We start from the raw sequence: 25610 nt of genomic DNA on the forward strand, positions 1-25610 counted from the left end.
TCCCTATGCCGGCGGCAGCACCTTGCCCGGGTTGAGGATGCCATCCGGATCCAGCGCGGCCTTGATCGCGCGCATCGCCGCCAGCGTTTCCGCGGTGAACGCCTTCGCCATGAAATCACGCTTGGCCAGGCCGATGCCGTGTTCGCCCGACAGCGTGCCACCCAGCGCCAGCGTCAGTTCGAAGATCTTCGGCAGCGCGGCATGCGCGCGTGCGTTCTCGTCGGCATCGTCCGGGTGGTACAGGATGTTGACGTGCAGGTTGCCGTTGCCGGCATGGCCGAAGGTGACGATGGTCAGCGAATAGTCGCGGGCCAGTACCTGTACGCCAGCCACCAGATCGGGGATGCGCGATACCGGTACCACCACGTCCTCGTTGATCTTGCCCGGGGCGACGCTGCGCAGCGCGGGTGACAAGGCCTTGCGTGCGGCCCACAGCTGGTCGCGCGCGCGGCCTTCCATCGCCACGTCCAGTGCGATCATGCCGTCACCTTCGGCGGCGGTCGCCAATGCCTGCAGCAGGTAGGGCAGGGTGTCGTGGTCGCCATCGGCTTCCACCAGCAACATCGCGCCAGCGTCGGGTACGTCTGCGCCATTGAGGCGCAGCAGCTCCAGGCTGCGTGCGTCCATGAATTCCAAGCGCGTGGGAACGACCGGCTGCGACATCAGCCGCGAGACGGCAGAGGCGGCCGCGTCGGCATCGCGGTACAGCACACGCAGCCCGGCCTGGCTGACCGGCAGCGGGGTCAGCTTCAGCGTGGCTTCCACGATCAGCGCCAGCGTGCCTTCGCTGCCGACCAGAAGATGGGTCAGGTCGTAGCCGGTGGCGTCCTTGGTGTAGGCGCCGCCACAGCGGATCACTTCGCCGGTACCGGTCACCGCCACCAGGCCCAGCACGTTGTCGCGGCTGGTGCCGTACTTCACCGCGCGCGGGCCACCGGCATTGCACGCCAGGTTGCCGCCGATGCTGCAGATCTCGGCGCTGGAGGGATCCGGTGCCCAGAACAGGCCGTGCGGTGCCAGTGCCTGCTGCAGCGTTCCGTTGAGCACGCCCGGCTGCACCACCGCGCAGCGGTCACCGGCGCGGATCTCGAGGATGCGGTCCATGCGGGTGAACGACAGCACGATGCTGCCGGGCAACGGCACCGCAGCGCCGGTGGTGCCGGTGCCCGCACCGCGCGCGACCAGGGCCACGCCATGCGCGCGGCAGGCACGCACCAGCGCCTGCACCTGTTCGATGTCTGCCGGCAATGCCACCGCAGCCGGGCGCTGGTGGCGCCACGAATTGTCCTGCGCGTTCGCCTCCAGTGCGCCGTCATCCATGCGCCAGCCGTCGCTGCCCAGCAGGGCGGACAGTTCGGCAACCAATGCGGAGGGCAGGGCAGTACTCATGACAGATCTCGTGGGGCAGCGGGGGCGGGGTGAATCAGTTTCCAGGCGATGACAGCGCCGGCCAGCGGCAGCCACACCCAGCGCAGTTCCGACAGCAGGGTGGCCAGGCCGCGCGCGCTGAAGAACTGCGGCGCGAACGGCGATACGCGGATCGGCCGCCAGGGCGCGAAGAAGCGGTGGTCGCTCCAGGGCCAGGCCAAGGCAACGCCAAGGCCGCCGGAGGTCAACGCATCCAGCAGCGGATGGCTGGCGGCGCAGACGAACACGAACACCGCGGCTTGTAGGGTCGATGTCACCGTTGGCCCTGCCTTGGTAGGTGCCAACCTTGGTTGGCAAGAAACCGCCGACCAAGGTCGGCGACTACCGGAGCTGTCTGGCGCCGACCAAGATTGGCGGCTACCAAAGAACGCCAACATCGCCGCCAGCACGGCCAGCACCAGGGCAAACAGCAGCGAGTGGCTGGCCCCGCGATGGCCGAACGCATCGGCGTAGGGAATGTGCAGGGCAAACGCGAGTACATCGGCGTCGGGCAGCACCGCCGCGATCACGCCGGCGCCCAGCAGGCGTGGCGGAATGCGGCCGCGATCAGCAGCGCACCACAACGCCAGTGGCACCGCCGCGTGGGTGATGATCGAAGGCATCAGTCACGCACCGTGGTAGTGCCGGCCAGGCTGCGCTCTGGTAGGTGCCAACCTTGGTTGGCACAGAAGCGCCGACCAAGGTCGGCCTCTACCAGAGCGGACGGTAGCCATCAGCAATCATCCAACCGGAACGCGTCGCGCAGCCAATGCAGCTGCGGTGGCTCGCCCGTGGCTTCAACCACGTCGAAGCGGCAGGGCGCGTTGGCCACGGCGGGGTGTTCCTGCAGGTACAGCTGCGCCGCGTGGATCAGGCGCCGGCATTTGCGCGGATCGACCGAGGCCGCTCCGCCACCGAAGTCCTGTCGCGCGCGGTAGCGCACTTCGACGAAAACCACCGTGCCGGCGTCATCCATCACCAGGTCCAGTTCACCGCCGCGATAACGCACGTTGCGCGCGCGCGGCCGCAACCCGGCCTGCTGCAGATGCTGCTCGGCGGCGGCTTCCACCGCCGAGCCACGTTGCAGGTGCTCAGCGACCACCGGCGATCGGCATCGGCCGGCCACCGCTGAAGGTCGACCATGCCGGCTGGCGCAGGATGTTGCCGTTGCTGTCCAGGTACAGCGTGCCGGTGGCGCCGTCCAGGCCGCCTTCGGTGGCCAGCTTGTCCAGGTAGGCGCTGATCTTCCACGCATCGGCGCCGAAGGCGAACAGGCGGCTGGCGGCGCCGCGCGCGCTGGGCAGGGTCTGCGCGACCTGGGCAGCGGACGGCACGCCGGACACGCTGCGCACGTTCCAGGCTTCGTTCGGGTAGATGATGCCGTCCAGCGCCACGTCTTCTTCGACCTTGCCGCTGCCGGTGGTCAGCTGCGAGGTACCCACGCGGGTGGCACCACCGGCACCGGCCAGCGCCAGCTGCGGGGCCAGCAGGCGGGCCTGCGGCGCACGTACGGCCAGGAACACCGCATCGACCGCGCCGGCGTTGCGCACCTGCGCGCTGACATCCCCCACCGTTTCGCTGACCGCGATGGTGGCGGCGACGCTGCCGCCACGCTGGGCAAAGCGCTGGGTGAAGGCGGCTGCGGCACGGCGGCCGGTGTCGTCGCTGCTGCTGATCACCAGCGCCTTGCTGCGCTCGCGGCCACGCATGTATTCGGCGGCGACGATGCCGTCGTCCTCCGGTGCCAGCGAGAAACCGGCGCTGCCGGCGGGCGGTGCATCCTTGCCGCGGTTCAGGCCGAGCACCGGCACCGGCAGCTGCTGGCGGCCGTACACGGCATCCACCTCGTCGCGGCCGAGCGGGCCGACCACGAAGTCGGCGCCGGAAGCCACGGCCTTGTCATACGCGGCCAGCGCACCGGCCGGGGTACCGGCGGTGTCGAAGAAGTTGACCTCCGGACGACGGCGGGTTTCACCGTAGTAGGCGCTGAGCAGGCCATCGCGCACCGGCTGTGCGGCGGTGGCCAGGCGGCCGCTGAGCGGCAGCAGCACGGCAAGCTTGGCCGGCGGGCGGTAGCCATCGCTCATCGCCGGCGGGCGCTTGCTGGTGTCGAACTGGGCGGCGCCATCGCGATCGAACGGGCGCGGCAGCGGCAGGCCGCGGGCAATCAGCGCACGGCCTGCAAAGTTGTAGAGCGGGTCATTGGCCGGCAAGGCGGCGGCGCGGCTGCGCAGGGTGGCGTCGTCGAGCGTTCCGAGCAGGCCGGAGATGGCAGCCTGGTTCTCGCTGCGCGCGGTGCCGGCCAGGCCGGCATGCGCACGGGCGCGCTCGCCAGCGGCGCCGAAGGCATCGCCGGTGGCCTGCAGGGCATTGGCACGGGCCAGGTACCAGCGCGTGCGCAGGCTCGGGTGCACGTTGTCGCCATGATCCTTCAGCAGGGCCAGTGCCTGTGCCGGCTGCTTGTCGGCCAGCGCCAGCTCGGCGCTGGCCAGCTGGTAACGCTGCAGGCTGGCGCCGGTCAGCTGGCGGGCGGTCACCTGGCCCAGCAGGCTGCGCGCGCGCGCGCTGTCGCCGGCCAGGTGCCAGGCCCAGGCCGCATCGGCCTGCGCGTTGCTGCGGGCACCGCCACGCAGGGTTGCGGCCAGCGCTTCCAGTTGCAGGGCGGCGTCGCGCGGCTTGCCTTGTTCAATCAGCGCCAGCGCCTGGCTCTGGGCCGGCGATTCGGGCGTGCTGACGAGGCTGGTGGTGGCACAACCGGCCAGCAGCATCAACGACAGCGACAGGGCAGAGATGCGTGCGGCGGGCTTGTTCATGATCGGGTCCATGCGATGAGGGCAGCGGCCTTGGCCAGGTACACGCTAGGATTCTACCCTTGCCCCGTGAGTACCGCTGAAATGAGTGTCCCAACCCTGTATGTCGTCGCCACGCCGATCGGCAACCTGGCCGATCTGAGCCCGCGCGCGCAGGAGGTATTGCGTTCGGTGGCGGCCATCTGCGCCGAGGACACCCGCCGCAGCGGCCAGCTGCTGTCCCATTTCGGCATCCAGCAGCCGCTGGTGGCCCTGCACGAACACAACGAAGAGGCCCTGGCCCAGCGCCTGGTGGCGCGGCTGCAGGCGGGCGAGTCGCTGGCGCTGGTTAGCGATGCCGGCACCCCGCTGGTCAGCGATCCGGGCTTCCGGCTGGTGCGTGCGGCGCGTGCTGCCGGCATCAAGGTCAGCCCGGTTCCCGGTGCCTGCGCGGCCATCGCTGCGCTGAGCGTGGCCGGCCTGCCCAGCGACCGCTTCAGCTTCGAGGGTTTCCTGCCGGCCAAGGCCAGCGGCCGCCGCGACCGCCTGCAGGGGCTGGCCGGCGAAGTGCGCACGATGGTGTTCTACGAATCCTCGCACCGCATCACCGAGTCATTGGCCGACATGGCGGCGATCTTTGGTGGCGAGCGCCCGGCCGTGCTGGCGCGCGAACTGACCAAGCTGTTCGAGACCGTGCTCGATGGCGACCTGGCCGGGCTGCTGGCGCAGGTGGAAGCCGATGACAACCAGCGCAAGGGCGAGTTCGTGGTGATGGTGCAGGGCGCTGGCGACGATGCCGAGGCGCAGCTGGCACATGGCCGGCACGTCTACGCAAAACTGAGCGAGCACCTGCCGCCGTCGACCGCGGCGAAGCTGGCGGCCGAGTTGACCGGCGCACCGCGCAAGGCGTTGTACGGCCGGTAGCGCCGGGCCATGCCCGGCGAGCGCGTAGCGCGGCATCCAACAGCCGCCGGGCATGGCCCGGCGCTACCGGAGCGCGGCGGGCAGGAACCGCTCATGTACGCTAGAATGCGCGCGGCGGAGTCGGCCAGACAGTCGCGTCATCCCTTCGGGGGTGCCGAGGAAAGTCCGGGCTCCATAGGGCAAGGTGCCAGGTAACGCCTGGGCGGCGCAAGCCGACGGAAAGTGCAACAGAAAGATACCGCCTACGTCTTCTTCGGAAGGCCGGTAAGGGTGAAATGGTGCGGTAAGAGCGCACCGCGAGTCTGGCAACAGACCGGTACGGCAAACCCCACCTGGAGCAAGACCAAATAGGGATCCATTGGCGCGGCCCGCGTTGGATCCGGGTAGGTTGCTTGAGCGTTGCGGCGACGTAACGCCTAGAGGAATGACTGTCCACGACAGAACCCGGCTTATCGGCCGGCTCCGCCCCTTCATTCCATCCACGCCCATCCACGCATGGCGTGGATTTACCTATGGCCCTCCACGCAGGGTGTCTGGACCTGGTAGTGCCGGCCGCTGGCCGGCAACCGCGTGACCTGCCCGGAAGATCCAGAGGTTGCCGGCCAGCGGCCGGCACTACCGTTCCAGTCAGAAAATGACGTGACCTTGTCCGCTGGGTACGCCCTGCGGACCAAAGCGGCGCTCGTGGATTTCGCCGTGGCCGTTGGCATCAATCAGCAGCACGGTGCTGGCGCGGGTGCCGTAATCGTCGCCGCGGATGAAAGCGGGGCTGAGCCAGCGTTCGCGTTCCAGGCCGATGCCGGTATCGGGCAGGTCGCTGTCGACCGGGCGATGTTCATCGGCCAGGGCCTGCCACAGCGGGTCAAGCGAGTCGGCATCGGCCGCCAGCCAGGACGACAGCGCATCCATCAGCCGCCGGGTCTTCGGCCAGGGCGCATCAAGCGCGCCGTTGGACATGCCGTGCACGCCCGGGCCAAGCGTCTGCCGTTCGGCCGGGTGGTTGCCCAGGTACTCCAGGCTGTGGCCATCGGCCAGCAGCAGGTTGAACGGGGCATAGGCAGCGGAGATCCCGGCCAGGCGTTCTATATGCCTATCTGCCGGATCGCGGCCACGCAGGTAATCGGCCACCAGGGCGCCACGCGATGGCCCGGTCTGGGACGCCTGTGGATCGCGGACATTGGTCACCACCGCCATCCGGCCGCCGGCCCCCACCCCGGCCCAGCCGCCGCCGGAGCGCAGGTCGCGTCCGCCGATGACCGATGTCCCGTCCTGCCAAGGGGCCAGGGCCGCGGTCGGTCGGGCGTGGAACTCATCACGGTTGCCGGCCATCACCAGCCGCCAGCGCGGGTGGTGCAACCAGCCAATAGCAAGCAGGCACATGGCGCCATTGTGCCCGGTTTGCGCAGTGGGACGTCGCTTTCGGGCCGTTGTGGATGAATGCGCAGCCCATGTTTCACGCGCCCTCCACACCCCTGAACTTCCGTTCAATCTCAAAAATTGAGACGGATCAGCAACTTGTGGATAAACCTTGAACAACTCTCTAAACATCGGCGCAAGCCATTGATGCGGCTGGCGATTTCCCTGCTGAAAAGTTGTTGACAACCCTTGGGCCGCTGCTAAGGTGGGCATCAGAGGGAAATCCGGGTGTTTTGTGGATTTTCGTGGTTCAATGTTTCACCGGGCGAAGGATAAGGTGCAGGCGTCGTGTTCCAGGGCGAGACGGCCATCACAGTTGACGACAAAGGACGCATGGCGGTTCCCACCGCTCACCGCGACCTGGTTGCGCGCGTCAGCAACAACCGTCTCGTGTTGACCTACAACCCCTTCGAGTCAGGCTGCCTGTGGCTGTATGCCGAGTCGGAGTGGGAGCGGGTGCGCGACGACGTCATGTCCAAACCCAACACACAGCGCGTCGTCCGTCTGCTGCAGCAGAAGCTGGTCGGTTCAGCCGCCCACCTGGAGCTGGACGGCAACGGTCGCATCAGCATTCCCGCCAGCCACCGCGGTGCGGTGGGCATTGAGAAGAAGGCGGTATTGCTCGGTATGGGCGACAAATTCGAATTGTGGAGCGAGCAGGCGCATCGGGCCCTGATCCAGCAGACGTTGTCTGACGAGGATCTGGGTGATGGGTTGCTCGACCTGAAGTTGTGAGCCGGGGTGCCCGGATGCGCCCAGAAGCGCAGACCGGTCACCTTCCGGTGTCGCAGTCGCCGGCGGTGCATCTGCCGGTCCTGTACACCCAGGTCCTGGAAGGCCTGAGGGTGATCGAAAACGGACGTTATCTGGATGGCACGTTCGGTCGTGGCGGTCATGCACGTGGCGTGCTCACCCAGCTCGGTCCCGAGGGACGCCTGCTGGTCATGGACAAGGATCCGGAAGCCATTGCCGTTGCCGAGCGCGATTTCGCGCCGGACCCGCGCGTGTCGATCTTCCGTGGCAGCTTCGCCCAGCTGCTGCAGTGGAACGAGACCGCCGAAGGCCTGGATGGCGTGCTGTTCGACCTTGGCGTGTCCTCGCCGCAGCTGGATGTGGCCGAGCGTGGCTTCAGCTTCGGCAAGGACGGCCCGCTGGACATGCGCATGGACCCGGACAGTGGCGAAAGCGCTGCGCAGTGGATCAACCGCGTGGAAGATCGCGAGATCGCCGACGTGCTGTGGACCTACGGCGAAGAGCGGCAGAGCCGGCGCATCGCCCGCGCCATCGTGGCCCGCCGCGACAAGCAGCCGTTCACCCGCACCGCCGAGCTGGCCGAACTGATCGCCTCGGTGATGCCGCGCGGCAAGGACAAGATCCATCCGGCCACGCGCAGCTTCCAGGCCATCCGCATCCACATCAACCGTGAACTGGCCGACCTCGAAGCCGGCCTGGACGCGGCGGTGGAGCGCTTGAAGCCCGGTGGCCGGCTGGCGGTGATCAGCTTCCACTCGCTGGAAGACCGCATCGTCAAGCAGTACATGAACCGCCTGGCCAAGGCACCGCCGGCCAACCGCCGGCTGCCCGAGGCGCAGGCCTTCGTGCCGACCCTGGACCTGATCGGCGGCGCCATCAAGGCCACCGACGAAGAGCTGGCGATGAACCCGCGCGCCCGCAGCGCCGTGCTGCGTGTAGCCCAGAAGCGGGAGGCCGATGCATGAGCCGGCTGCTGCTGATCATCCTGTTGGCCTGCACCGTGGCCTCGGCGATCGGCGTCGTGTTCGTGCGTCACCGTCACCGGCAGACGTTCATCGAGCTGTCGCGCGCCGAGCGTGCGCGCGATGATCTGAACATCGAATTCGGCCGCCTGCAGCTGGAGCAGGCGACCCTGGCCGAAGCCAACCGCGTGGACAGCATCGCCCGCGAAAAGCTCGGCATGAAGTTCCCCGAAGCCGCCGACGTGGTGGTGGTGCGCCCATGAGCAAGACCGGCCGCAACCGTCCCCGCAACGCCTTCAACCTGCGCCAGCGCCTGCGCTGGGTGGCCCTGGCACTCGGCCTGTGCTCGGTGTCGCTGGTGGGTCGTGCCGCCTACGTGCAGATCATCAACAGCGATTTCTACCAGCGCCAGGGCGAAGCCCGTTACCTGCGCGAGCTGCCGATCAAGACTTCGCGCGGCATGATCACCGACCGCAACGGCGAACCGTTGGCGGTGTCCACCCCGGTCGCCTCGATCTGGGTGAATCCGCAGGACCTGCTGCGTTCGCCCGACCGCATCCCCGAACTGGCCCAGGCGGTGGGCATGTCGGTGGATGAGCTGAGCAGCCGCCTGTCGCAGAAGTCGGACAAGGAATTCATGTACCTGCGTCGCCGGATCAATCCGGACGAGGCCGAGCGCGTGGTCGCGCTGAAGATTCCGGGCGTGGCCGCACAGCGCGAGTTCCGCCGCTTCTACCCGCAGGGTGAAGCGATGGCGCATGTGCTGGGCTTCACCAACATCGACGACCGTGGCCAGGAAGGCCTGGAGCTGGCCTTCGACGAATGGCTGCGCGGCAAGCCCGGCAGCAAGCGGGTGATCCGCAACCGCAAGGGCGAGACGGTCGAAAGCGATCTGCTGCGTGCGGCCGAGCCGGGCAAGGACCTGACCCTGAGCATCGACCGCCGCATCCAGTACCTGGCCTTCAAGGAACTGCGCAACGCGCTGGTGGCCAACAAGGCGGCCGGCGGCTCGATGGTGATCATGGACGTGACCACCGGCGAGATCCTGGCCATGGTCAACCTGCCGACCTACAACCCCAATTCGCTGACCAGCGCGCAGCCGGACACACGCCGCAACCGCGCGGTGACCGATCTGGTCGAGCCGGGTTCGACGATGAAGCCGCTGACCATCGCCACCGCGCTGCAGGCCGGTGCGGTGACCAAGGACACCGTCATCGACACCAACCCGGGTTACATGACCCTGGGGCGCTTCACCATCCGCGATGTGCCGCGCAACAATGGCGTGCTGAACGTGACCGGCGTGATCACCCGCAGCTCGAACGTGGGTGCGGCCAAGGTCGCCGCGAAGATGCCCGACCAGGTGTTCTACGACGGTGTGCGCCGTTTCGGCTACGGCTCGGTCCCGCACAGCGGTTTCCCGGGTGAGTCCGGTGGCGTGGTGCTGCGTCCGGCCCGCTGGTCGGGCACCACCAAGACGACCATGTCCTACGGCTATGGCCTGAATGTCACGCCGCTGCAGATCGCCACCGCGTACTCGGCGCTGGCCAACGGCGGCAAGCTGATCGCGCCGACCTTCGTCAAGGGCCAGCGTAACGAAGGCCAGCAGATCATCGACGAGAACGTCGCCAAGCAGGTGGTGGCGATGATGGAAACGGTGGTCACCCAGGGCGGTGCCAAGCAGGCGGCGGTGCTGGGCTACCGCGTGGCCGGCAAGACCGGTACCGCGCGCAAGACCGGCCCCGGTGGTTACGAGCGCGGCCACTACAACGCGCTGTTCGCCGGCGTGGTGCCGGCCACCAATCCGCGTTTTGCCACCGTCATCGTCATCAACGATCCGCAGGGCGGCAAGTTCTACGGCGGCCTGGTGTCGGCGCCGGTCTATCACAACGTGATGGAAGGCACCCTGCGCCTGATGGACGTGCCGCTGGATGATCTGCAGTCGTGGCTGGCTGCCCAGCAGTCCGGAAAGATCGGGCATTCTGCCTCGGTGCTGCCGGTGCCGCCGGCCGAAGCCGCACTGCCGGTGGATGCCGCCGCTGAATTCGATGCCGCGCTGCCCAGCGCGCACCCCCATGTGCCGCCCGCCACGGGAGGCACGCAATGAGCCCTTCGATGTTGCTTTCGCAGTTGCTTCCGGACGTGGCCCTGGCGGGCCATGATCCCGTTCTGACCGGCCTGGTGCTGGACAGCCGTGCCGTGCGCCCCGGCAATGCCTTCGTTGCCATCGCCGGTTTCGGCGCGCATGGCCTGGGTTTTGTCGAGCAGGCGCGTGCTGCCGGTGCCGGCGCGATCCTGTTCGAAGCGCCGGCGCCTGCCGAGCTGCCTGCACCGGCCGATGCCATCGCCGTGCCGGACCTGCGTGCGCGTCTGGGGGCAATGGCCGACCAGTTCCATGGTGCGCCTTCGCGGGCGATGACCATGGTTGGCGTGACCGGCACCAACGGCAAGACCTCCACCGTGCAGCTGCTGGCCCAGGCCTGGCATCTGCTCGGTACGCCCAGTGGCAGTATCGGCACGTTGGGCGCCGGACTTTATGGTGCGGTCGAGCCGACCGGTTTCACCACCCCGCTGGTGCTGCAGATGCATGCGCTGCTGGCGCAGCTGCGCGACGATGGCGCGCGCGCGGTGGCGATGGAAGTCAGCTCGCATGCGCTGGACCAGGGCCGCGTGGATGCGGTGCACTACGACGTGGCGGTGTTCACCAATCTCACCCGCGACCACCTTGACTACCACGGCGACATGGCCAGCTACGGCGCGGCCAAGGCGCGGCTGTTCCATCGCCCGGGCCTGAAGGCGGCGGTGATCAATCTCGACGATGCGTTCGGTCGCCAGCTGTTCGCCGGCCTGCCGGCGGGCGTGCAGGCCATCGGCCTGAGCTCGCGTGGTGCCGACGGTGCCAGCGTGCGCGCCGAAGCGCTGCAGCTGGATGGCCGCGGCATCGGTTTCGAACTGGTCATCGACGGCCAGCGCGCTGCAGTGCAGTCGCCGCTGCTGGGCCGCTTCAACGTGGACAACCTGTTGGCCGTGGCTGGCAGCCTGCATGCGCTGGGGCATCCGCTGACGCGCATCGCCGAGGTGCTGTCGGCACTGCAGCCGATCCGTGGCCGCATGAACCGCCTGGGCGGTGAAGACGGCCTGCCGACCGTGGTGGTTGATTACGCACACACCCCCGACGCACTGGAACAGGCGCTGGACAGCCTGCACGGCCACCTGCAGGGCACGCTGTTCTGCGTGTTCGGCTGCGGTGGCGAGCGCGATACCGGCAAGCGCCCGCAGATGGCTGCCATTGCCGAGCGCCTGGCCAACCAGGTCATCGTCACCGACGACAACCCGCGTGGCGAAGACGGCGACGTGATCGTGGCCGACATCCTGGCGGGCTTCACCGATGCCTCGGCCGTGACCGTGCAGCGCAACCGCGCGCGTGCGATCGGCCTGGCGGTGAAGCGCGCCGGTGCCGGCGACATCATCCTGATCGCCGGCAAGGGCCACGAGCCCTACCAGGAAGTGAATGGCGTGCGCCATGACTTCGACGACACCGAAGTGTCGGCCGCCGCGCTGGCTGCGAAGGCCGGTGTGTTGGCCGCTCAGGCCGGGGAGGGCGACGCATGAAGCGCACCCTGCTTTCGCTGATCGCACACTGGGCCGGTGGCGAGATCCATGGCGACGACGTGGCCATCGACGCGGTCAGCAACGATACCCGCAGCCTTGGCCCGGGCAGCCTGTACGTGGCGCTGCGTGGCGAACGCTTCGACGGCCACGATTTTGCTGCCGACGCACAGGCACGTGGCGCCAGCGCGTTGCTGGTCGAACGTCTGCTGCCGTTGGACCTGCCGCAGGTGCTGGTGGCCGACAGTGAGCGCGCACTGGCGAAGATCGCCGCCGGCATGCAGCGCGACCGCGCGACCGAACTGTTCGCCATCACCGGCAGCAACGGCAAGACCAGCGTCAAGAGCCTGCTGCTGGCGATCCTGCAGCAGGTGGCCCAGCACGCGCACAAGGTGGTCTACGCCAACCCGGGCAACCGCAACAACGAGATCGGCCTGCCGCTGGCGGTGATCGACGCCCCGGAAGATGCCGACTACGCCGTCTACGAGATGGGCGCCGGCAAGCCGGGCGACATCGCCTACCTGACCGACATCGCGCGTCCGCGCTATGCCCTGGTCAACAACATCGCCCCGGCGCATCTGGAGCGGATGGGCAGCCTGCTCGGCGTGGCGGTGACCAAGGGCGCGATCTACGCCGCGCTGCCGGCCGATGGCGTGGCCGTGATCAACGTCGACGATGCCTACGGGCGCTGGTTCGAACAGCATTTCATCGGTACACCGGCACGTTGCCGGGTGCTGCGCTATGGCCTGGAACACACCGCCGACGTCACCGCGCGCGACATCCGCGCCGGTGCGCAGGGCAGCCGCTTCACCCTGGTTACGCCAATGGGCGAGGCGGGCGTGGTGCTGGGCCTGCCGGGCCGCCACAACATCAGCAATGCGCTGGCCGCCGCCAGCCTGGCGCTGGCCGCCGGCATCGAGCTGTCACTGGTGGCCACCGGCCTGGCGGAAGCGCAGCCGGTGCCAGGCCGCCAGATCGCCCATCAGCTGCGCAATGGCGCAGTGCTGGTGGACGACAGCTACAACGCCAACCCCGGCTCGCTGGCTGCGGCCATCGATGCACTGGCCGCCGCCCCGGAAGAGGGCTGGCTGGTGCTGGGCGACATGCGTGAGCTGGGCGCCGACGCCGAGGCGCTGCATGCACAGGCCGGTATCCGCGCGCGTGCCGCCGGCCTCAAGCGCCTGTATGCGCTGGGCCCGCTCAGCGCCGCTGCCGCCGCTGCCTTTGGCGAGGGCGGACATCATTTCACCACCCATGACGCGCTGTCGCAGGCGCTGAAGGAAGCGCTGCACGCCGGCGTGCGCTGCCTGGTCAAGGGTTCCCGTGGCAGCGCCATGGACACGATCGTCAAAGCGCTGCTGGCGCAAGGAGAGGAATCCCCGCATGTTGTATGAACTGGCTCGATGGTTGCAGCAGTTGGAGAGCCTGTTCGGGCTGTTCAACTACCAGACGTTCCGCGCCATCCTTGCCGCGTTGACGGCGCTGTTCCTGTCGCTGTGGCTCGGCCCGGCGATGATCCGCAAGCTTGCCCAGTTCAAGGGCGGCCAGCCGATCCGGACCGATGGTCCGCAGACCCATTTCTCCAAGGCCGGCACGCCGACCATGGGTGGTTCGCTGATCCTGCTCACCGTCACCCTGTCGGTACTGATGTGGGCCGACCTGCGCAACCGCTATGTGTGGCTGGTGCTGGCGGTGATGCTGTGCTTCGGCGCCATCGGCTGGTACGACGACTGGATCAAGATCGTCCGTCGCGACCCGAACGGCCTGAAGTCGCGCTGGAAGTACCTGCTGCAGTCGATCTTCGGCCTGGCTGCGGGCATCTTCCTGTTCCAGACCGCCGACGTACCGGCGGCGCTGACCTTCTACATCCCAATGTTCAAGTCGGTGGCGCTGCCGCTGGCCGGCATCGGCTTCGTGGCCATTGCCTATTTCTGGATCGTCGGCTTCTCCAACGCGGTCAACCTGACCGACGGCCTGGACGGGCTGGCGATCATGCCGACGGTGCTGGTGGCCTGCGCGCTGGGCGTGTTCGCCTATGCCTCGGGCAACGCGGTGTTCGCCAACTACCTGCAGATCCCGCAGATTCCGGGCGCCGGTGAGCTGGTCATCATCTGTGCGGCGATCGCCGGCGCGGGGCTGGGCTTCCTGTGGTTCAACACCTATCCGGCCATGGTGTTCATGGGCGATATCGGCGCGCTGTCGCTGGGCGCGGTGCTGGGCACCATCGCGGTGATCACCCGCCAGGAACTGGTGCTGGTGATCATGGGTGGCGTGTTCGTCATCGAAACGCTGTCGGTGATGATCCAGGTCGCCTCGTTCAAGCTGACCGGCAAGCGCGTGTTCCGCATGGCGCCGATCCACCACCACTTTGAACTGAAGGGCTGGCCGGAGCCGCGCGTGATCGTGCGCTTCTGGATCATCTCCGTCGTGCTGGTGCTGATCGGCCTGGCCACGTTGAAGGTACGCTGATGAATGACCTGTCGCACCAGGCAACACGCCTTGAGGCCATCGGTGGCAGCTACGACAAGTGGCTGCTCGGCGCGATGATCGCGCTCACCGGGCTGGGCGTGGTGATGGTGGCGTCCAGCTCGATCGCGTTGATGAGCAGCCCGTTCTATTACCTCAACCGCCACCTGATCTTCCTGGCGGTCGGCATCGTGTTGGCCATCTTCGCCGCGCGTACCGAGCTGAAGACCATCGAGCAGTACAACCAGATGCTGCTGCTGGGCTGCTTCGCGCTGCTGGTGGTGGTGTTCGTGCCCGGCCTGGGCAGCAGCGTCAACGGTGCCCGCCGCTGGATCAACCTGGGCATCTCCAAGTTCCAGACGGTCGAAGCGGTGAAGGTGCTCTACATCGTCTGGCTGTCCAGCTACCTGGTGCGCTTCCGCGACGAGGTCAACGCGACCTGGCCGGCGATGCTCAAGCCGCTGGGCGTAGCCGGTGCGCTGGTGGTGCTGTTGCTGCTGCAGCCCGACTTCGGTTCGTCCACCCTGCTGCTGGCGATCACCGCCGGCATGCTGGTGCTGGGCGGGGTGAACATGCCGCGCATGTCGATGCCGGTGGTGATCGGCTTGGTGGGCATGAGCGCGCTGGCGATCATCGAGCCGTACCGCATGCGCCGCATCACCTCCTTCCTCGACCCGTGGGCCGACCAGCAGGGCGACGGCTACCAGCTGTCCAACGCGCTGATGGCGGTCGGTCGCGGTGAGTGGACCGGCGTGGGCCTGGGCAATTCGGTGCAGAAACTGTACTACCTGCCCGAGGCGCACACCGACTTCATCTTCTCGGTCACCGCCGAGGAATTCGGTTTCCTGGGCACCTGCGTGATCGTGGCGCTGTATGCGCTGCTGGTCGGCCGCACCTTCTGGCTGGGCATGCGCTGCGTGGAAATGAAGCGCCACTTCTCCGGCTACATCGCCTTCGGCATCGGCCTGTGGATCAGCATGCAGACCTTCGTTTCGATCGGCGTGAACCTGGGCATCCTGCCGACCAAGGGCCTGACCCTGCCGCTGATCTCCTCGGGTGGTTCGTCGGTGCTGATGACCTGCGTAGCGATGGGCCTGCTGCTGCGCGTGTCCTATGAACTCAAGCGCGCCGAGCGCCGCCAGGCTGTGCGCATGGGCGCGGCCGACGATGTTGCTGGTCCTGCCGCCGCCGAGCCTTCCACTGCACCGGTGGCAAAGAACGTGCCGAAGGGCACCGAGCCGGCAGCGACCGAGCCGGCCGCCGTACGAGGCACCAGCCGCCTGCAGTCGCGCGTCGAACCGACCTTCGGGAGGCTCGGATGAGCGCGGTCCAGAACAACACGCGGCCGGTGATGATCCTGGCCGGTGGTACCGGCGGGCACATCTTCCCGGGCCTGGCCGTGGCCCGCGTGCTGCGCGCGCGTGGCGTGCCGGTCACCTGGATGGGTGCCGATGGCGCCATGGAAACCCGCCTGGTGCCGCAGCACGACATCGCCATCGATACGCTGGCCATCACCGGCCTGCGAGGCAAGGGCAAGCTGGCTCTGCTGGCCGCGCCGTGGCGCCTGATGCGCGCGCTGCGTGCGGCCGGCCTGATCATCCGTGATCGCCAGCCGCGTGCGGTGGTCGCCTTCGGTGGCTTCGCTTCCGGGCCCGGTGGCATGGCCGCGCGCCTGCACGGCCTGCCGCTGATCGTGCATGAACAGAACCGCGCCTCGGGCCTGACCAACCGCATCCTGTCGCGCTACGCGCGCCGCCTGCTGACCGGTTTCCCGGGCACCTTCGCTGCACGCGAGGAGTTCGTCGGCAACCCGGTGCGGGCAGAAATCGCTGCCATTGCGCCGCCGGAACACCGCCTCGCCGACCGTCACGGCCCGCTGCGCGTGCTGGTGGTCGGTGGCAGCCAGGGCGCGCGCGCGCTCAACACCGGCGTGCCGCAGGCGATCTCCACGCTGGGTGCCGCAGTGCCGGTGCTGGTGCGCCACCAGAGTGGCGAGAAGCTGCACGCCGAAGCAGTCCAGGCCTATGCCAAGGCCGGTGTGCAGGCTGAGATCACGCCGTTCATCGCCGACATGGCCGAAGCTTTCGCCTGGGCCGACCTGGTGGTGTGCCGTGCCGGCGCTTCGACCCTGGCCGAACTGTGTGCGATTGGTGTCGGCAGCGTGCTGGTGCCATTCCCCGCCGCTGTCGACGATCACCAGACCCGCAACGCGGAGTTCCTGGTCGAGCGCGGCGCAGCCGTGTTGCTGAAGCAGGATGAAACGCTGGCAGACGGCATTGCCGCGCTGCTGCGTGATCTGTCCGAAAATCCCGCCCGCCGCATGCAGATGGCGCAAGCCGCGCGTGCCCTGGCCAAGGTCGATGCCGCCGAGCGCATCGCCGATATCATTCTCGAGGAAGCTGTATGAACAAGGCACGCTCCAGCGCCTGCCCTGCGCGAGGCCGCGCATGATCCGCCGCCTGCATGACACCAACGATCTGGTACGCGCATTCCCGCGCGTGCATTTCGTCGGCATCGGCGGCACCGGCATGAGCGGCATTGCCGAAGTGATGCTGACGCTGGGCTATGAAGTGTCCGGCTCGGACAACGCCGACAACGCTGCGACCCGCCGCCTGGCCGGGCTGGGTGCGCGCATCATGCGCGGCCATTCCGCCGCCAACGTGCTGGGCACCGACTGCGTAGTGGTCTCCAGCGCGATCCGCGAAGACAACCCGGAGCTGATGGAAGCGCGCAGCCAGCGCATTCCGATCATGCCGCGCGCGGCGATGCTGGCCGAACTGATGCGCTTCCGCCGCGGCATCGCCGTGGCCGGCACCCACGGCAAGACCACCACCACCAGCCTGACCGCTGCGGTGCTGAGCGAAGGCGGGCTGGACCCGACCTTCGTGATCGGAGGCCAGCTGCTGGCGGCCGGTGCCAACGCCAAGCTCGGTGGTGGCCAGTGGCTGGTGGCCGAGGCCGACGAAAGCGACGGCAGCTTCCTGCGCCTGAATCCGTTGATGTCGATCATCACCAACATCGATGCCGATCATCTGGAGAACTACGGCAACGATTTCGCCCGCGTGCAGGCGGCGTTCGCCGAGTTCCTGCAGCGCCTGCCGTTCTACGGCCTGGCGGTGCTGTGCATCGACGATCCGGAAGTGGCCGCACTGGCCGCCAGGACCCCGCGCCACGTGATGAGCTACGGCATGAGCCCGCAGGCCGACGTGCGCGCCGAGAACGTGGTGCAGGAAGGTTCGCGCATGCGCTTCACCCTGCGCCTGCCGCAGGGCACCAGCCAGGAAGTGGTGCTGGCGCTGCCGGGCAAGCACAACGTACTCAATGCGCTGGCCGCTGCGGCGGTGGGCTGGCAGCTGGGCGTGGCCCCGGATGCGATCGCGCGTGCGCTGGCCAGCTTCGCTGGCGTCGGTCGCCGCTTCAATGATCTGGGCGAAGTGACCACTGCCAGCGGTGCCAAGGTCCGCATCATCGACGACTACGGCCACCATCCGAGCGAGCTGGAAGCGGTGTTCGCCGCCGCGCGTGGTGGCTGGGCCGACAAGCGCCTGGTGGTGGCCTTCCAGCCGCACCGCTACAGCCGTACCCGCGATCAGTTCGACAAGTTCGCCGCGGTGTTGTCCAGTGTCGACGCACTGGTGCTGAGCGAGGTCTACCCGGCCGGTGAAGAGCCGATCGCCGGCGCCGATTCGCATGCGCTGGCCCGCGCCATCCGTGCGCGTGGCCGCAGCGAGCCGGTGGTGGTCGGCAAGGCATCCGAACTGGCCACCGTGCTGCCGGACGTGCTGCAGGACGGCGACCTGCTGCTGATGATGGGGGCCGGCGACATCGGCGCCGTCGCCAGCCACATTGCCGTGGAAGGCTTCAAGGCGGAGGGCGAGGCGTGAGCACGCTGACCTTCCCGCCGCTGCGCAGCACCGACCCGGCCGTGTTCGGCCGCGTCGCCGTGCTGCTCGGTGGCAGCTCCAGCGAACGCGAAGTGTCGCTGGATTCGGGCCGCAACGTGCTCGAAGCCCTGCAGTCGCGCGGCGTCGACGCCGTCGCCATCGATGGCATTCCGGCGCTGGCCAAGGCGCTGGCGGCCGGCGGCATCGATCGCGTGTTCAACATCCTGCACGGCCACAATGGTGGCGGTGAGGACGGCATCGTGCAGGGCCTGATGGAGGCCTTCGGCGTGCCGTACACCGGCTCCAACGTGCTGGGCTCGGCGTTGAGCATGGACAAGATCCGCACCAAGCAGGTGTGGCTGTCGCTGGGCCTGCCGACCCCGCAGTATCGCGAAGTACACGGAGGTACGAGTGCCGCGGGAGGCAGGATGCCGGGAGCGGCCGAAAAGAATGTCCACGCGCTGGCCGCCGAGCTCGGTCTGCCGGTGGTGGTCAAGCCGGCCAATGAAGGCTCCAGCGTGGGCATCAGCCGGGTCACCGACGACGCCGGCCTGGACGAAGCCGTGGCCCTGGCCGCGCGCTACGACGGCCAGCTGCTGATGGAACAGATGGTGGTGGGCGACGAACTGACCGTGGCCATCCTCGGCGATGTCGCGCTGCCGTCGATCCGCATCGTGCCCAAGGGTCAGTGGTACGACTACAACGCCAAGTACATCGCCGAAGACACCCAGTACCTGTGCCCCGGCCTGGACGGTGATGACGAAGACGAGATCCGCCGCATCGCGCTGGCTGCCTTCCGCGCGGCCGGCTGCCGTGGCTGGGGACGCGTGGACGTGATGCGTGACCGCAGCAGCGGCCGCTTCTTCCTGCTGGAAGTGAACACCGCGCCGGGCATGACCAGCCACTCGCTGGTGCCCAAGGCGGCCGGGCAGGCCGGCATCAGCTTCGAAGAGCTGGTGTGGCGCGTGCTGGAACAGACCCTGGAGGCATCGCACGCATGAACGCGGTGCTGCGCATCTTCGTCTGGCTGTTGGCACTGTCGGTGGTTGCACTGCCGGTGGTGGCGGTGGTCAATGGCCGGGTCGGCGCCGAGCGCTGGCCGCTGGCGAAGCTGCGCGTGCACGGTGAGTTCAAGCGGGTGCCGCCGGAACAGCTGCAGCAGGTGCTGCTGCCGTATGCGCATGCCGGCTTCTTCGCGGTCAAGCTGCAGGACGCGCAGGACGCACTGGAAAAACTGCCGTGGGTGGAAAGCGCGCAGGTGCGCAAGCAGTGGCCGGACGTGCTGGAAGTGACGCTGGTCGAGCACAAGCCGTTCGCGCGCTGGGGCGAAGATCGCCTGCTGTCCGAGCAGGGCAAGCTGTTCCCCACGCCGAAGAAGCTGGCCGACCTGCAGCTGCCCGAGCTGGATGGCCCGGACAGCCAGACCGAGGAAGTGGTCAAGCTGTACAACGATTCGCGCGCGCTGTTCGCGCCGGCAGGCGTCGACGTGCGCCGGCTGACGATGGACGCGCGCGGCAGCTGGTCGCTGCTGCTGAGCAACGGCACTGAAGTGGTGGTCGGCCGCGACGATGCCCGCTCGCGCCTGCAGCGCTTCGTGCGCGTGCTGCCGCAGCTGGCCAACCAGGCCGCGCCGATCGAGCGCGCCGACCTCCGATATACCAATGGTTTCACGCTGAGCTGGGGCACTCCGGCCGCCCCGGCCAATGCACCGGGCACCCCGGCAAGAAGGACGCAGGAAAGAACATGAATCGCAAGGGTGACAAATCGCTGATCGTCGGCCTGGATATCGGCACCTCCAAGGTGGTGGCGCTGGTGGGCGAGTATTCGCCGGGCAACCCGATCGAAGTGATCGGCATCGGCTCCCACGAGTCGCGCGGCCTCAAGCGCGGCGTGGTGGTGGACATCGAATCGACCGTGCAGTCGATCCAGCGCGCGGTCGAAGAGGCCGAGCTGATGGCCGGCTGCGAGATCCGCTCGGTGTATGCCTCCATTTCCGGCAACCACGTGCAGTGCAAGAACTCGCCCGGCATCGTGCCGATCCGCGACGGTGAAGTGACCTGGGGCGACCTCGATCGCGTGCTCGATGCGGCCAAGGCAGTGGCGATCCCGGCCGACCAGAAGATCCTGCATGCGATCCCGCGCGAGTATGTGCTGGATGATTCGCAGGAAGGCATCCGCAACCCCGTCGGCATGACCGGCGTGCGCCTGGAGGTGCATGCGCACCTGGTGGTGTGCGCGCAGTCGGCCGCGGCCAACATCAGCAAGTGCGTGCAGCGCTGCGGCCTGCAGGTGGACGACCTGGTGCTGTCCTCGCTGGCGTCCAGCGTGGCGGTGCTGACCGCCGACGAGCGCGAGCTTGGCGTGGTGCTGGTCGACATGGGCGCCGGCACCACCGACATCGCAGTGTTCGTGCAGGGCGCGATCTGCCACACCGCCTCGCTGCCGATCGCCGGCGACCACGTGACCAACGACATCGCGCACATGCTGCGCACGCCGACCCCGGAAGCCGAGCAGATCAAGGTGCGCTATGCATGCGCCCTGGCCCAGCTGGCCACTGCCGAGGAAAGCATCCAGGTACCGTCGGTCGGTGATCGTCCGCCGCGCCGCATGCCGCGCCACGCGCTGGCGCAGGCAGTGCAGGGCCGCTACGAAGAGATCTTCGAAATGGTGCAGGCCGAACTGCGCCGCTCCGGCTTCGAGGAACTGGTGCGCGCCGGCATGGTGCTGACCGGTGGTGCTTCGAAGATGGAAGGCGTGGTCGAACTGGCCGAGGAGATGCTGCAGATGCCGGTACGCGTGGGCATCCCGCAGCACGTTACCGGGCTGGGCGAAGTGGTGGGCAACCCGGTGCATGCCACCGGCGTGGGCCTGCTGCTGATGGGCAGCCAGATCGAGCATCCGCGGCGGCCGTCGCTGCCGACCGGCCGCGCTGGAAGCATGTTCAAGAAACTCAAGACCTGGTTCCGCGGCGAATTCTGACGCGGCACCTGTACCACCCGGGCGCAGCCCGGTCGCAACACCCGCAGTACCCGCATCACGACGCAACAACGCAACACACAACCCACACAGCCGCAACGGCAACATGACACGCGAAGGCAGGAGGCCCGACCGTCCATGCCACCGACAAGCGGATACAACGAGGACACGGACATGGCGCATTTTGAACTGATCGAAAAGATGGCACCCAATGCGGTGATCAAGGTGGTTGGCGTGGGCGGCGGCGGCGGCAATGCCGTGGCGCACATGGTCAACTCGGCAGTGGATGGCGTGGAATTCATCACTGCCAACACCGACTCGCAGGCCATCAAGAATTGTGGTGCCAAGCTTCAGCTGCAGCTGGGTACCAATGTCACCAAGGGCCTGGGCGCAGGCGCGAACCCCGAAGTCGGCCGCCAGGCTGCGCTGGAAGACCGTGAGCGCATCATGGACGCGCTGCAGGGTGCGGACATGGTGTTCATCACCGCTGGCATGGGCGGTGGCACCGGTACCGGCGCTGCGCCGGTGGTGGCACAGCTGGCCAAGGAAATGGGCATCCTGACCGTGGCCGTGGTCACCAAGCCGTTCCCGTTCGAAGGCCGCCGCCGCATGCAGGTCGCGCTGAAGGGCATCGAAGAACTGAGCCAGCACTGCGACTCGCTGATCACCATCCCCAACGAGAAGCTGATCACCGTGCTGGGTCGCAACGCGACCATGATCCAGGCCTTCCGTGCCGCCAACGACGTGCTGCAGGGCGCCGTGCAGGGCATCGCCGACCTGATCGTGCGTCCGGGCCTGATCAACGTCGACTTCGCCGACGTGCGCACCGTCATGTCCGAAATGGGCCTGGCGATGATGGGTACCGGTACCGCCCGCGGCGATGACCGCGCGCAGGCCGCGGCCGAGTCGGCCATCCAGAACCCGCTGCTGGACGATGTGAACCTGGCAGGCGCCAACGGCATCCTGGTCAACATCACCGCCGGTGCCGACTTCACCATGGCCGAGTTCGACGAGATCGGCCGCACCATCGATGGCTTCGCTTCGGAAGACGCGACCGTGGTGGTGGGTACCGTGCTCGATCCGGACATGCAGGACGAAGTGCGCGTGACCGTGGTCGCCACGGGCCTGAACCGCGTCTCGGCCAGCAAGACCCAGCGTCCGGGCGAGCGTGCACCGATCAAGCTGGTCCGCAACGCCACCACCGGCCAGCCGGAGTTCGGCGAGTTCGACAACGGCGGCGACGCCGTGTCCAAGGCCGTCGGCGGCATGGGCCTGGGCCTGCGTCGTGCCAGCAGCGACAGCGTGGCAGCAGCTTCCTCCCCGTCGGCTCCGGCCTCCTCGGCCCCGGCCGCGGCGGAACTGCCGAACGATTACCTGGACATCCCGGCGTTCCTGCGCCGCCAGGCGGACTGATCGACGCTGCCCGGGGCTTGTCCCCCCCGGGTTGCGTCACCATGTCCTGAAAACGCGGGCGCCGGGCCAGGATGGGCCCGGCCGCCCTGCTTCACGCGCGTCCCACCGGCGTTTCAGCCGGGGTAGGGGACCCTGCGTGTTAATCTACTGTGTCACTTCCGGTCGTCCCCCATGATCCAGCAACGCACCCTCAAGAACACGATCCGCGCCACCGGTGTAGGCCTGCACAGCGGCGACAAGGTCTACATGACCCTGCGTCCGGCGCCGGTCAACCATGGCATCGTGTTCCGGCGCGTGGACCTGGATCCGGTAGTGGAAGTGCCTGCGAAGGCCGAACTGGTCACCGAAGTGACCCTGTGCACCGGCCTGACCTGCAATGACGCCAAGATCCAGACCGTCGAGCACCTGATGTCGGCCCTGGCCGGCCTGGGTGTGGACAACATCATCGTCGAACTGTCCTCGGCCGAGCTGCCGATCATGGACGGTTCGTCCGGCCCGTTCGTGTTCCTGCTGCAGTCGGCAGGCATCGTCGAACAGGATGCGCCCAAGCGCTTCATCCGCGTGCTGAAGACCGTGGAAGTGACCGAGGGCGACAAGATGGCCCGCTTTACCCCGTATGAGGGGTACAAGCTGGGCTTCACCATCCAGTTCGACCACCCGATGATCCCGGCCAAGCAGTCGCGCCAGGAAATCGAGTTCTCGACGATGGCCTACACCAAGGAAATCTCCCGCGCGCGCACCTTCGGCTTCATGCGCGACCTGGAATACATGCGCGAGCGCAATCTCGGCCTCGGCGGTTCGATGGACAACGCCATCGTGCTCGACGAGTTCCGCGTGCTCAACGAAGACGGCCTGCGCTATGCCGACGAATTCGTGCGGCACAAGATTCTTGACGCGATCGGCGACCTCTATCTGGCCGGTGGCCAGGTGCTGGGTGCCTACGAGGGCTTCAAGTCCGGCCACGCGCTCAACAACAAGCTGGTGCGGGCGCTGATGGCCGATGCCACCGCCTGGGAATGGGTGACTTACGACTCGCCGACGGTGCCGGATCCGGTGGTGTACGCCACACCGGCCTATGCCTGATTTCACAAGTTATTGAATTTGAATGAAAAAACGCCGCCTTCCAAGGCGGCGTCTGCATTTCCGGCGTCGCGTGCCGCCCTGGCGCAACCGGTGACGCGACGGCAGGGCCGAGGTCACGGTTTTGTGAACCTGTTGGGTCCGAAGCCTGAATTTAACGTTGTTTTAACAACAATCTAACGACTGCCCCACCGAGGCCAGCTAGGATGCGACCCGGCCCCCGAAATGTTTCACGCAGCGGTGACACGCGCGACGGGGAGTGGAGCAGGACGCTCCGCTGCTTTCAGGTTTCCCGCTTCGGTTTCGAAGGAAGGTCCTGCAGAGCTGCCAAGGCGTCGCGTAGCCCTTTGTGCGTGGCGGCTGAAACTGCGTGGGGTCCATTCCGGTTGTCGAGCGCTGGGGAGCGCGTGGGAGTGGGAGACGCAGTCTTGACGGTCACCTTGGTGGCCTTCAGCCCGATGGACCGGGCCGCGTCGAGCAACTGGGCTTCGGCAAGCCGCAACTTGGCATGCCAGACCGGGGACTCGACGAGAAAAACGAGGTGTTCCCCGTCCACATTGGCCAGCCGGCAACGGCTGCGCAGAGGTGGCGGCAACTGGGGGCGCAACTGACGGTCCAGCGCGTCGAGCCATAGGGCACGCCGCAGCGGGTTCCCGCTTTTGTCCGCCATCACTGCATCCAGGGCCGGTTTCGGTCGGGAAGCGGGACGAACGCTGGATTTCGGCTCAGACATGAAAACTCACTGATGGCATTCAAAAAGATCGTAATCAAAACGCGTGAAGGACAGGCCAAATCGGCGCTCACGCGTTTGCGGTTCTACTTCGAGGACCGCCCCCGAGCCCTGCTGGGCAGCGTGCTCGGCGCAGGTTGCATTATCGGCCTTGCCGGTGGAATTGGCGTCAGCGCGCTCAATGACTCGCGCCTGCAGGCCAAGGTCGACCGCCAGGAGGCCGAACTGGCCAAGGTCCAGCGCGATGCGCAGACCCAGGTCAACGCGCTGGCTGCCCGCCTCGGCGAGCTGCAGGCACAGGCCACCCGCCTGAACGCACTGGGCGAGCGACTGACCCAGATGGGCAAGCTGGAAGATGGCGAATTCGACTTCAACGAGACCCCCGGCCTCGGTGACGGCGATGCCGGCGGCCCGACCGCCGACATTCCGGTCAAGGACGTCAACGCCGACTTACAGGTGCTGGAGCAGCGCTTCGCTGCTTCAGGCCGCCAGTTGTCGGTGATGGAATCGCTGATGTTCGACCACCAGCTGCAGCAGAACGCCGTGCCCTCGCGCATGCCGATCCGCAACAGCTACGTCACCTCCGGCTTCGGTACCCGTGCCGACCCGTTCGGTCGCGGTGCCGCCACCCACAAGGGCATGGACTTCCACGCCCGCGTGGGTGACCCGGTGATGGCCGTGGCCGACGGCGTGGTCAGCTTCTCCGGCGTCAAGGGCGGCTACGGCAACGTGGTCGATGTCGACCACGGCAATGGTTACGTCACCCGCTACGCGCACAATTCGCGCCTGGTGGTGAAGGTCGGCGACCTCGTCCGTGCCGGCCAGGAAGTGGCCAAGGCCGGTTCCACCGGTCGTTCGACCGGTGCCCATGTGCACTTCGAGGTGTGGGAGAACGGCAACGTGGTCAACCCGCGCAAGTTCCTCGGCGATGGCGGCAATACCCCGGTCGGGCGCATCACCCGCGGTTGATTGCAACGCCGGGCATGGCCCGGCGCTACCGGGATGCCGTCGGATCCCAGCGGTACCGGAACGCCGTCGGATCCCGGCGGTAGCGCGGGGCCATGCCCCGCGAGCGCGAAGCGCGGCCACCACGACCCCGGTCCCGGCCGCCCAGACGACCACACAGGGTTGAAACCCCAGCGGTCCATCCCAAGCTACAATGGGTGTTGCCATCGACAGGGCGCCAGGCGCCCTGATTCGTTTG

22 protein-coding genes, 1 other RNA gene and 1 pseudogene are annotated in these 25610 nt (G+C 67.7%); 18 read left to right on the forward strand and 6 right to left on the reverse strand.

What is annotated here, in order from left to right; all coding sequences use genetic code 11:
• Nucleotides 1-3 precede the first annotated feature (3 nt).
• From LMF57_RS03005 to LMF57_RS03020, 4 genes are all read right to left on the reverse strand, one after another.
• Nucleotides 4-1389 (reverse strand): FAD-linked oxidase C-terminal domain-containing protein, encoded by a 1386-nt coding sequence (locus LMF57_RS03005; RefSeq protein WP_229290767.1) that lies wholly within the window; start codon nt 1387-1389, stop codon nt 4-6.
• Nucleotides 1386-2030 carry a metal-dependent hydrolase gene (locus tag LMF57_RS03010; RefSeq protein ID WP_229290768.1) on the reverse strand — a complete coding sequence of 215 codons (645 nt, stop codon included), beginning with the start codon at nt 2028-2030 and terminating at the stop codon, nt 1386-1388. Before LMF57_RS03010 ends, LMF57_RS03005 begins: the two co-directional genes overlap by 4 nt.
• Nucleotides 2031-2140: 110 nt before the next feature.
• The gene (locus LMF57_RS03015; protein ID WP_025876611.1) at nt 2141-2509 is read right to left on the reverse strand and encodes a YraN family protein; all 369 of its coding nucleotides are present in this window, start codon (nt 2507-2509) and stop codon (nt 2141-2143) included.
• Nucleotides 2499-4220, reverse strand: a complete 1722-nt coding sequence (locus LMF57_RS03020) for a penicillin-binding protein activator (protein ID WP_229290769.1) — start codon at nt 4218-4220, stop codon at nt 2499-2501. Before LMF57_RS03020 ends, LMF57_RS03015 begins: the two co-directional genes overlap by 11 nt.
• 81 nt (nt 4221-4301) lie before the next feature.
• Here LMF57_RS03020 and rsmI point away from each other — a divergent pair, with 81 nt between their 5' ends.
• Both rsmI and rnpB read left to right on the forward strand, forming a co-directional pair.
• The gene (gene rsmI / locus LMF57_RS03025) at nt 4302-5120 is read left to right on the forward strand and encodes a 16S rRNA (cytidine(1402)-2'-O)-methyltransferase (RefSeq protein ID WP_093818905.1); all 819 of its coding nucleotides are present in this window, start codon (nt 4302-4304) and stop codon (nt 5118-5120) included.
• 116 nt (nt 5121-5236) lie between these two features.
• Nucleotides 5237-5588: RNase P RNA component class A (gene rnpB / locus LMF57_RS03030), an RNA gene on the forward strand.
• Nucleotides 5589-5747: 159 nt separating this feature from the next.
• On the opposite strand, the gene LMF57_RS03035 is transcribed toward rnpB, so the two are convergent.
• Complete coding sequence (locus tag LMF57_RS03035) at nt 5748-6500, reverse strand: NRDE family protein (RefSeq protein ID WP_229290770.1); 753 nt, start codon at nt 6498-6500, stop codon at nt 5748-5750.
• A gap of 369 nt (nt 6501-6869) precedes the next feature.
• Between LMF57_RS03035 and LMF57_RS03040 the strand changes: the two genes are divergently transcribed.
• From LMF57_RS03040 to lpxC, 15 genes and pseudogenes are all read left to right on the forward strand, one after another.
• Entirely contained in the window at nt 6870-7271 is a 402-nt protein-coding gene (locus LMF57_RS03040) for a division/cell wall cluster transcriptional repressor MraZ (RefSeq protein ID WP_189914854.1), read from the forward strand.
• 14 nt (nt 7272-7285) lie between these two features.
• On the forward strand, nt 7286-8254 hold the full coding sequence (gene rsmH, locus LMF57_RS03045; RefSeq protein ID WP_117309533.1) for a 16S rRNA (cytosine(1402)-N(4))-methyltransferase RsmH: 969 nt from the start codon (nt 7286-7288) through the stop codon (nt 8252-8254).
• Nucleotides 8251-8514 (forward strand): cell division protein FtsL, encoded by a 264-nt coding sequence (gene ftsL, locus LMF57_RS03050; RefSeq protein ID WP_025876599.1) that lies wholly within the window; start codon nt 8251-8253, stop codon nt 8512-8514. The genes rsmH and ftsL overlap by 4 nt, the downstream gene beginning before the upstream one ends.
• Nucleotides 8511-10355: a penicillin-binding protein 2 gene (locus LMF57_RS03055; RefSeq protein WP_117309534.1), complete on the forward strand. Its 1845-nt coding sequence runs from the start codon at nt 8511-8513 to the stop codon at nt 10353-10355. Before ftsL ends, LMF57_RS03055 begins: the two co-directional genes overlap by 4 nt.
• Entirely contained in the window at nt 10352-11860 is a 1509-nt protein-coding gene (locus LMF57_RS03060; RefSeq protein WP_229290771.1) for a UDP-N-acetylmuramoyl-L-alanyl-D-glutamate--2,6-diaminopimelate ligase, read from the forward strand. Before LMF57_RS03055 ends, LMF57_RS03060 begins: the two co-directional genes overlap by 4 nt.
• Complete coding sequence (gene murF / locus LMF57_RS03065) at nt 11857-13251, forward strand: UDP-N-acetylmuramoyl-tripeptide--D-alanyl-D-alanine ligase (RefSeq protein WP_208082335.1); 1395 nt, start codon at nt 11857-11859, stop codon at nt 13249-13251. Before LMF57_RS03060 ends, murF begins: the two co-directional genes overlap by 4 nt.
• Nucleotides 13241-14326 (forward strand): phospho-N-acetylmuramoyl-pentapeptide-transferase, encoded by a 1086-nt coding sequence (gene mraY / locus LMF57_RS03070; protein ID WP_025876592.1) that lies wholly within the window; start codon nt 13241-13243, stop codon nt 14324-14326. Before murF ends, mraY begins: the two co-directional genes overlap by 11 nt.
• Nucleotides 14326-15645, forward strand: coding sequence for a putative lipid II flippase FtsW (gene ftsW, locus LMF57_RS03075; RefSeq protein WP_117309536.1), 1320 nt, complete (start codon nt 14326-14328; stop codon nt 15643-15645). Before mraY ends, ftsW begins: the two co-directional genes overlap by 1 nt.
• The gene (gene murG / locus LMF57_RS03080) at nt 15642-16730 is read left to right on the forward strand and encodes an undecaprenyldiphospho-muramoylpentapeptide beta-N-acetylglucosaminyltransferase (RefSeq protein WP_117309537.1); all 1089 of its coding nucleotides are present in this window, start codon (nt 15642-15644) and stop codon (nt 16728-16730) included. The genes ftsW and murG overlap by 4 nt, the downstream gene beginning before the upstream one ends.
• Before the next feature lie 40 nt (nt 16731-16770).
• Entirely contained in the window at nt 16771-18207 is a 1437-nt protein-coding gene (murC, locus tag LMF57_RS03085; protein WP_093818913.1) for a UDP-N-acetylmuramate--L-alanine ligase, read from the forward strand.
• Complete coding sequence (locus LMF57_RS03090; protein WP_223494238.1) at nt 18204-19208, forward strand: D-alanine--D-alanine ligase; 1005 nt, start codon at nt 18204-18206, stop codon at nt 19206-19208. Before murC ends, LMF57_RS03090 begins: the two co-directional genes overlap by 4 nt.
• Nucleotides 19205-19882 (forward strand): annotated as a pseudogene (locus LMF57_RS03095) (cell division protein FtsQ/DivIB); the annotation flags it as partial. The gene LMF57_RS03090 and the pseudogene LMF57_RS03095, both read left to right, overlap by 4 nt.
• 68 nt (nt 19883-19950) lie before the next feature.
• A complete protein-coding gene (gene ftsA, locus LMF57_RS03100) occupies nt 19951-21186 on the forward strand; it encodes a cell division protein FtsA (RefSeq protein WP_025876580.1) in 1236 nt (411 codons plus the stop codon).
• 171 nt (nt 21187-21357) lie between these two features.
• Nucleotides 21358-22596 carry a cell division protein FtsZ gene (ftsZ, locus tag LMF57_RS03105; RefSeq protein ID WP_229290773.1) on the forward strand — a complete coding sequence of 413 codons (1239 nt, stop codon included), beginning with the start codon at nt 21358-21360 and terminating at the stop codon, nt 22594-22596.
• Between the two features lie 171 nt (nt 22597-22767).
• On the forward strand, nt 22768-23679 hold the full coding sequence (lpxC, locus tag LMF57_RS03110; protein WP_208082340.1) for a UDP-3-O-acyl-N-acetylglucosamine deacetylase: 912 nt from the start codon (nt 22768-22770) through the stop codon (nt 23677-23679).
• A 280-nt stretch (nt 23680-23959) separates the two neighbouring features.
• Here lpxC and LMF57_RS03115 read toward each other — a convergent pair whose 3' ends face one another.
• Entirely contained in the window at nt 23960-24409 is a 450-nt protein-coding gene (locus tag LMF57_RS03115; protein ID WP_025876573.1) for a DUF721 domain-containing protein, read from the reverse strand.
• Nucleotides 24410-24421: 12 nt separating this feature from the next.
• Here LMF57_RS03115 and LMF57_RS03120 point away from each other — a divergent pair, with 12 nt between their 5' ends.
• Entirely contained in the window at nt 24422-25375 is a 954-nt protein-coding gene (locus LMF57_RS03120) for a M23 family metallopeptidase (RefSeq protein ID WP_229290774.1), read from the forward strand.
• The last annotated feature ends 235 nt before the right edge of the window (nt 25376-25610 follow it).

It is taken from the genome of Stenotrophomonas sp. SI-NJAU-1 (genome assembly GCF_020883215.1).
In the GTDB taxonomy this organism is placed as follows: Bacteria; Pseudomonadota; Gammaproteobacteria; order Xanthomonadales; family Xanthomonadaceae; genus Stenotrophomonas; species Stenotrophomonas indicatrix.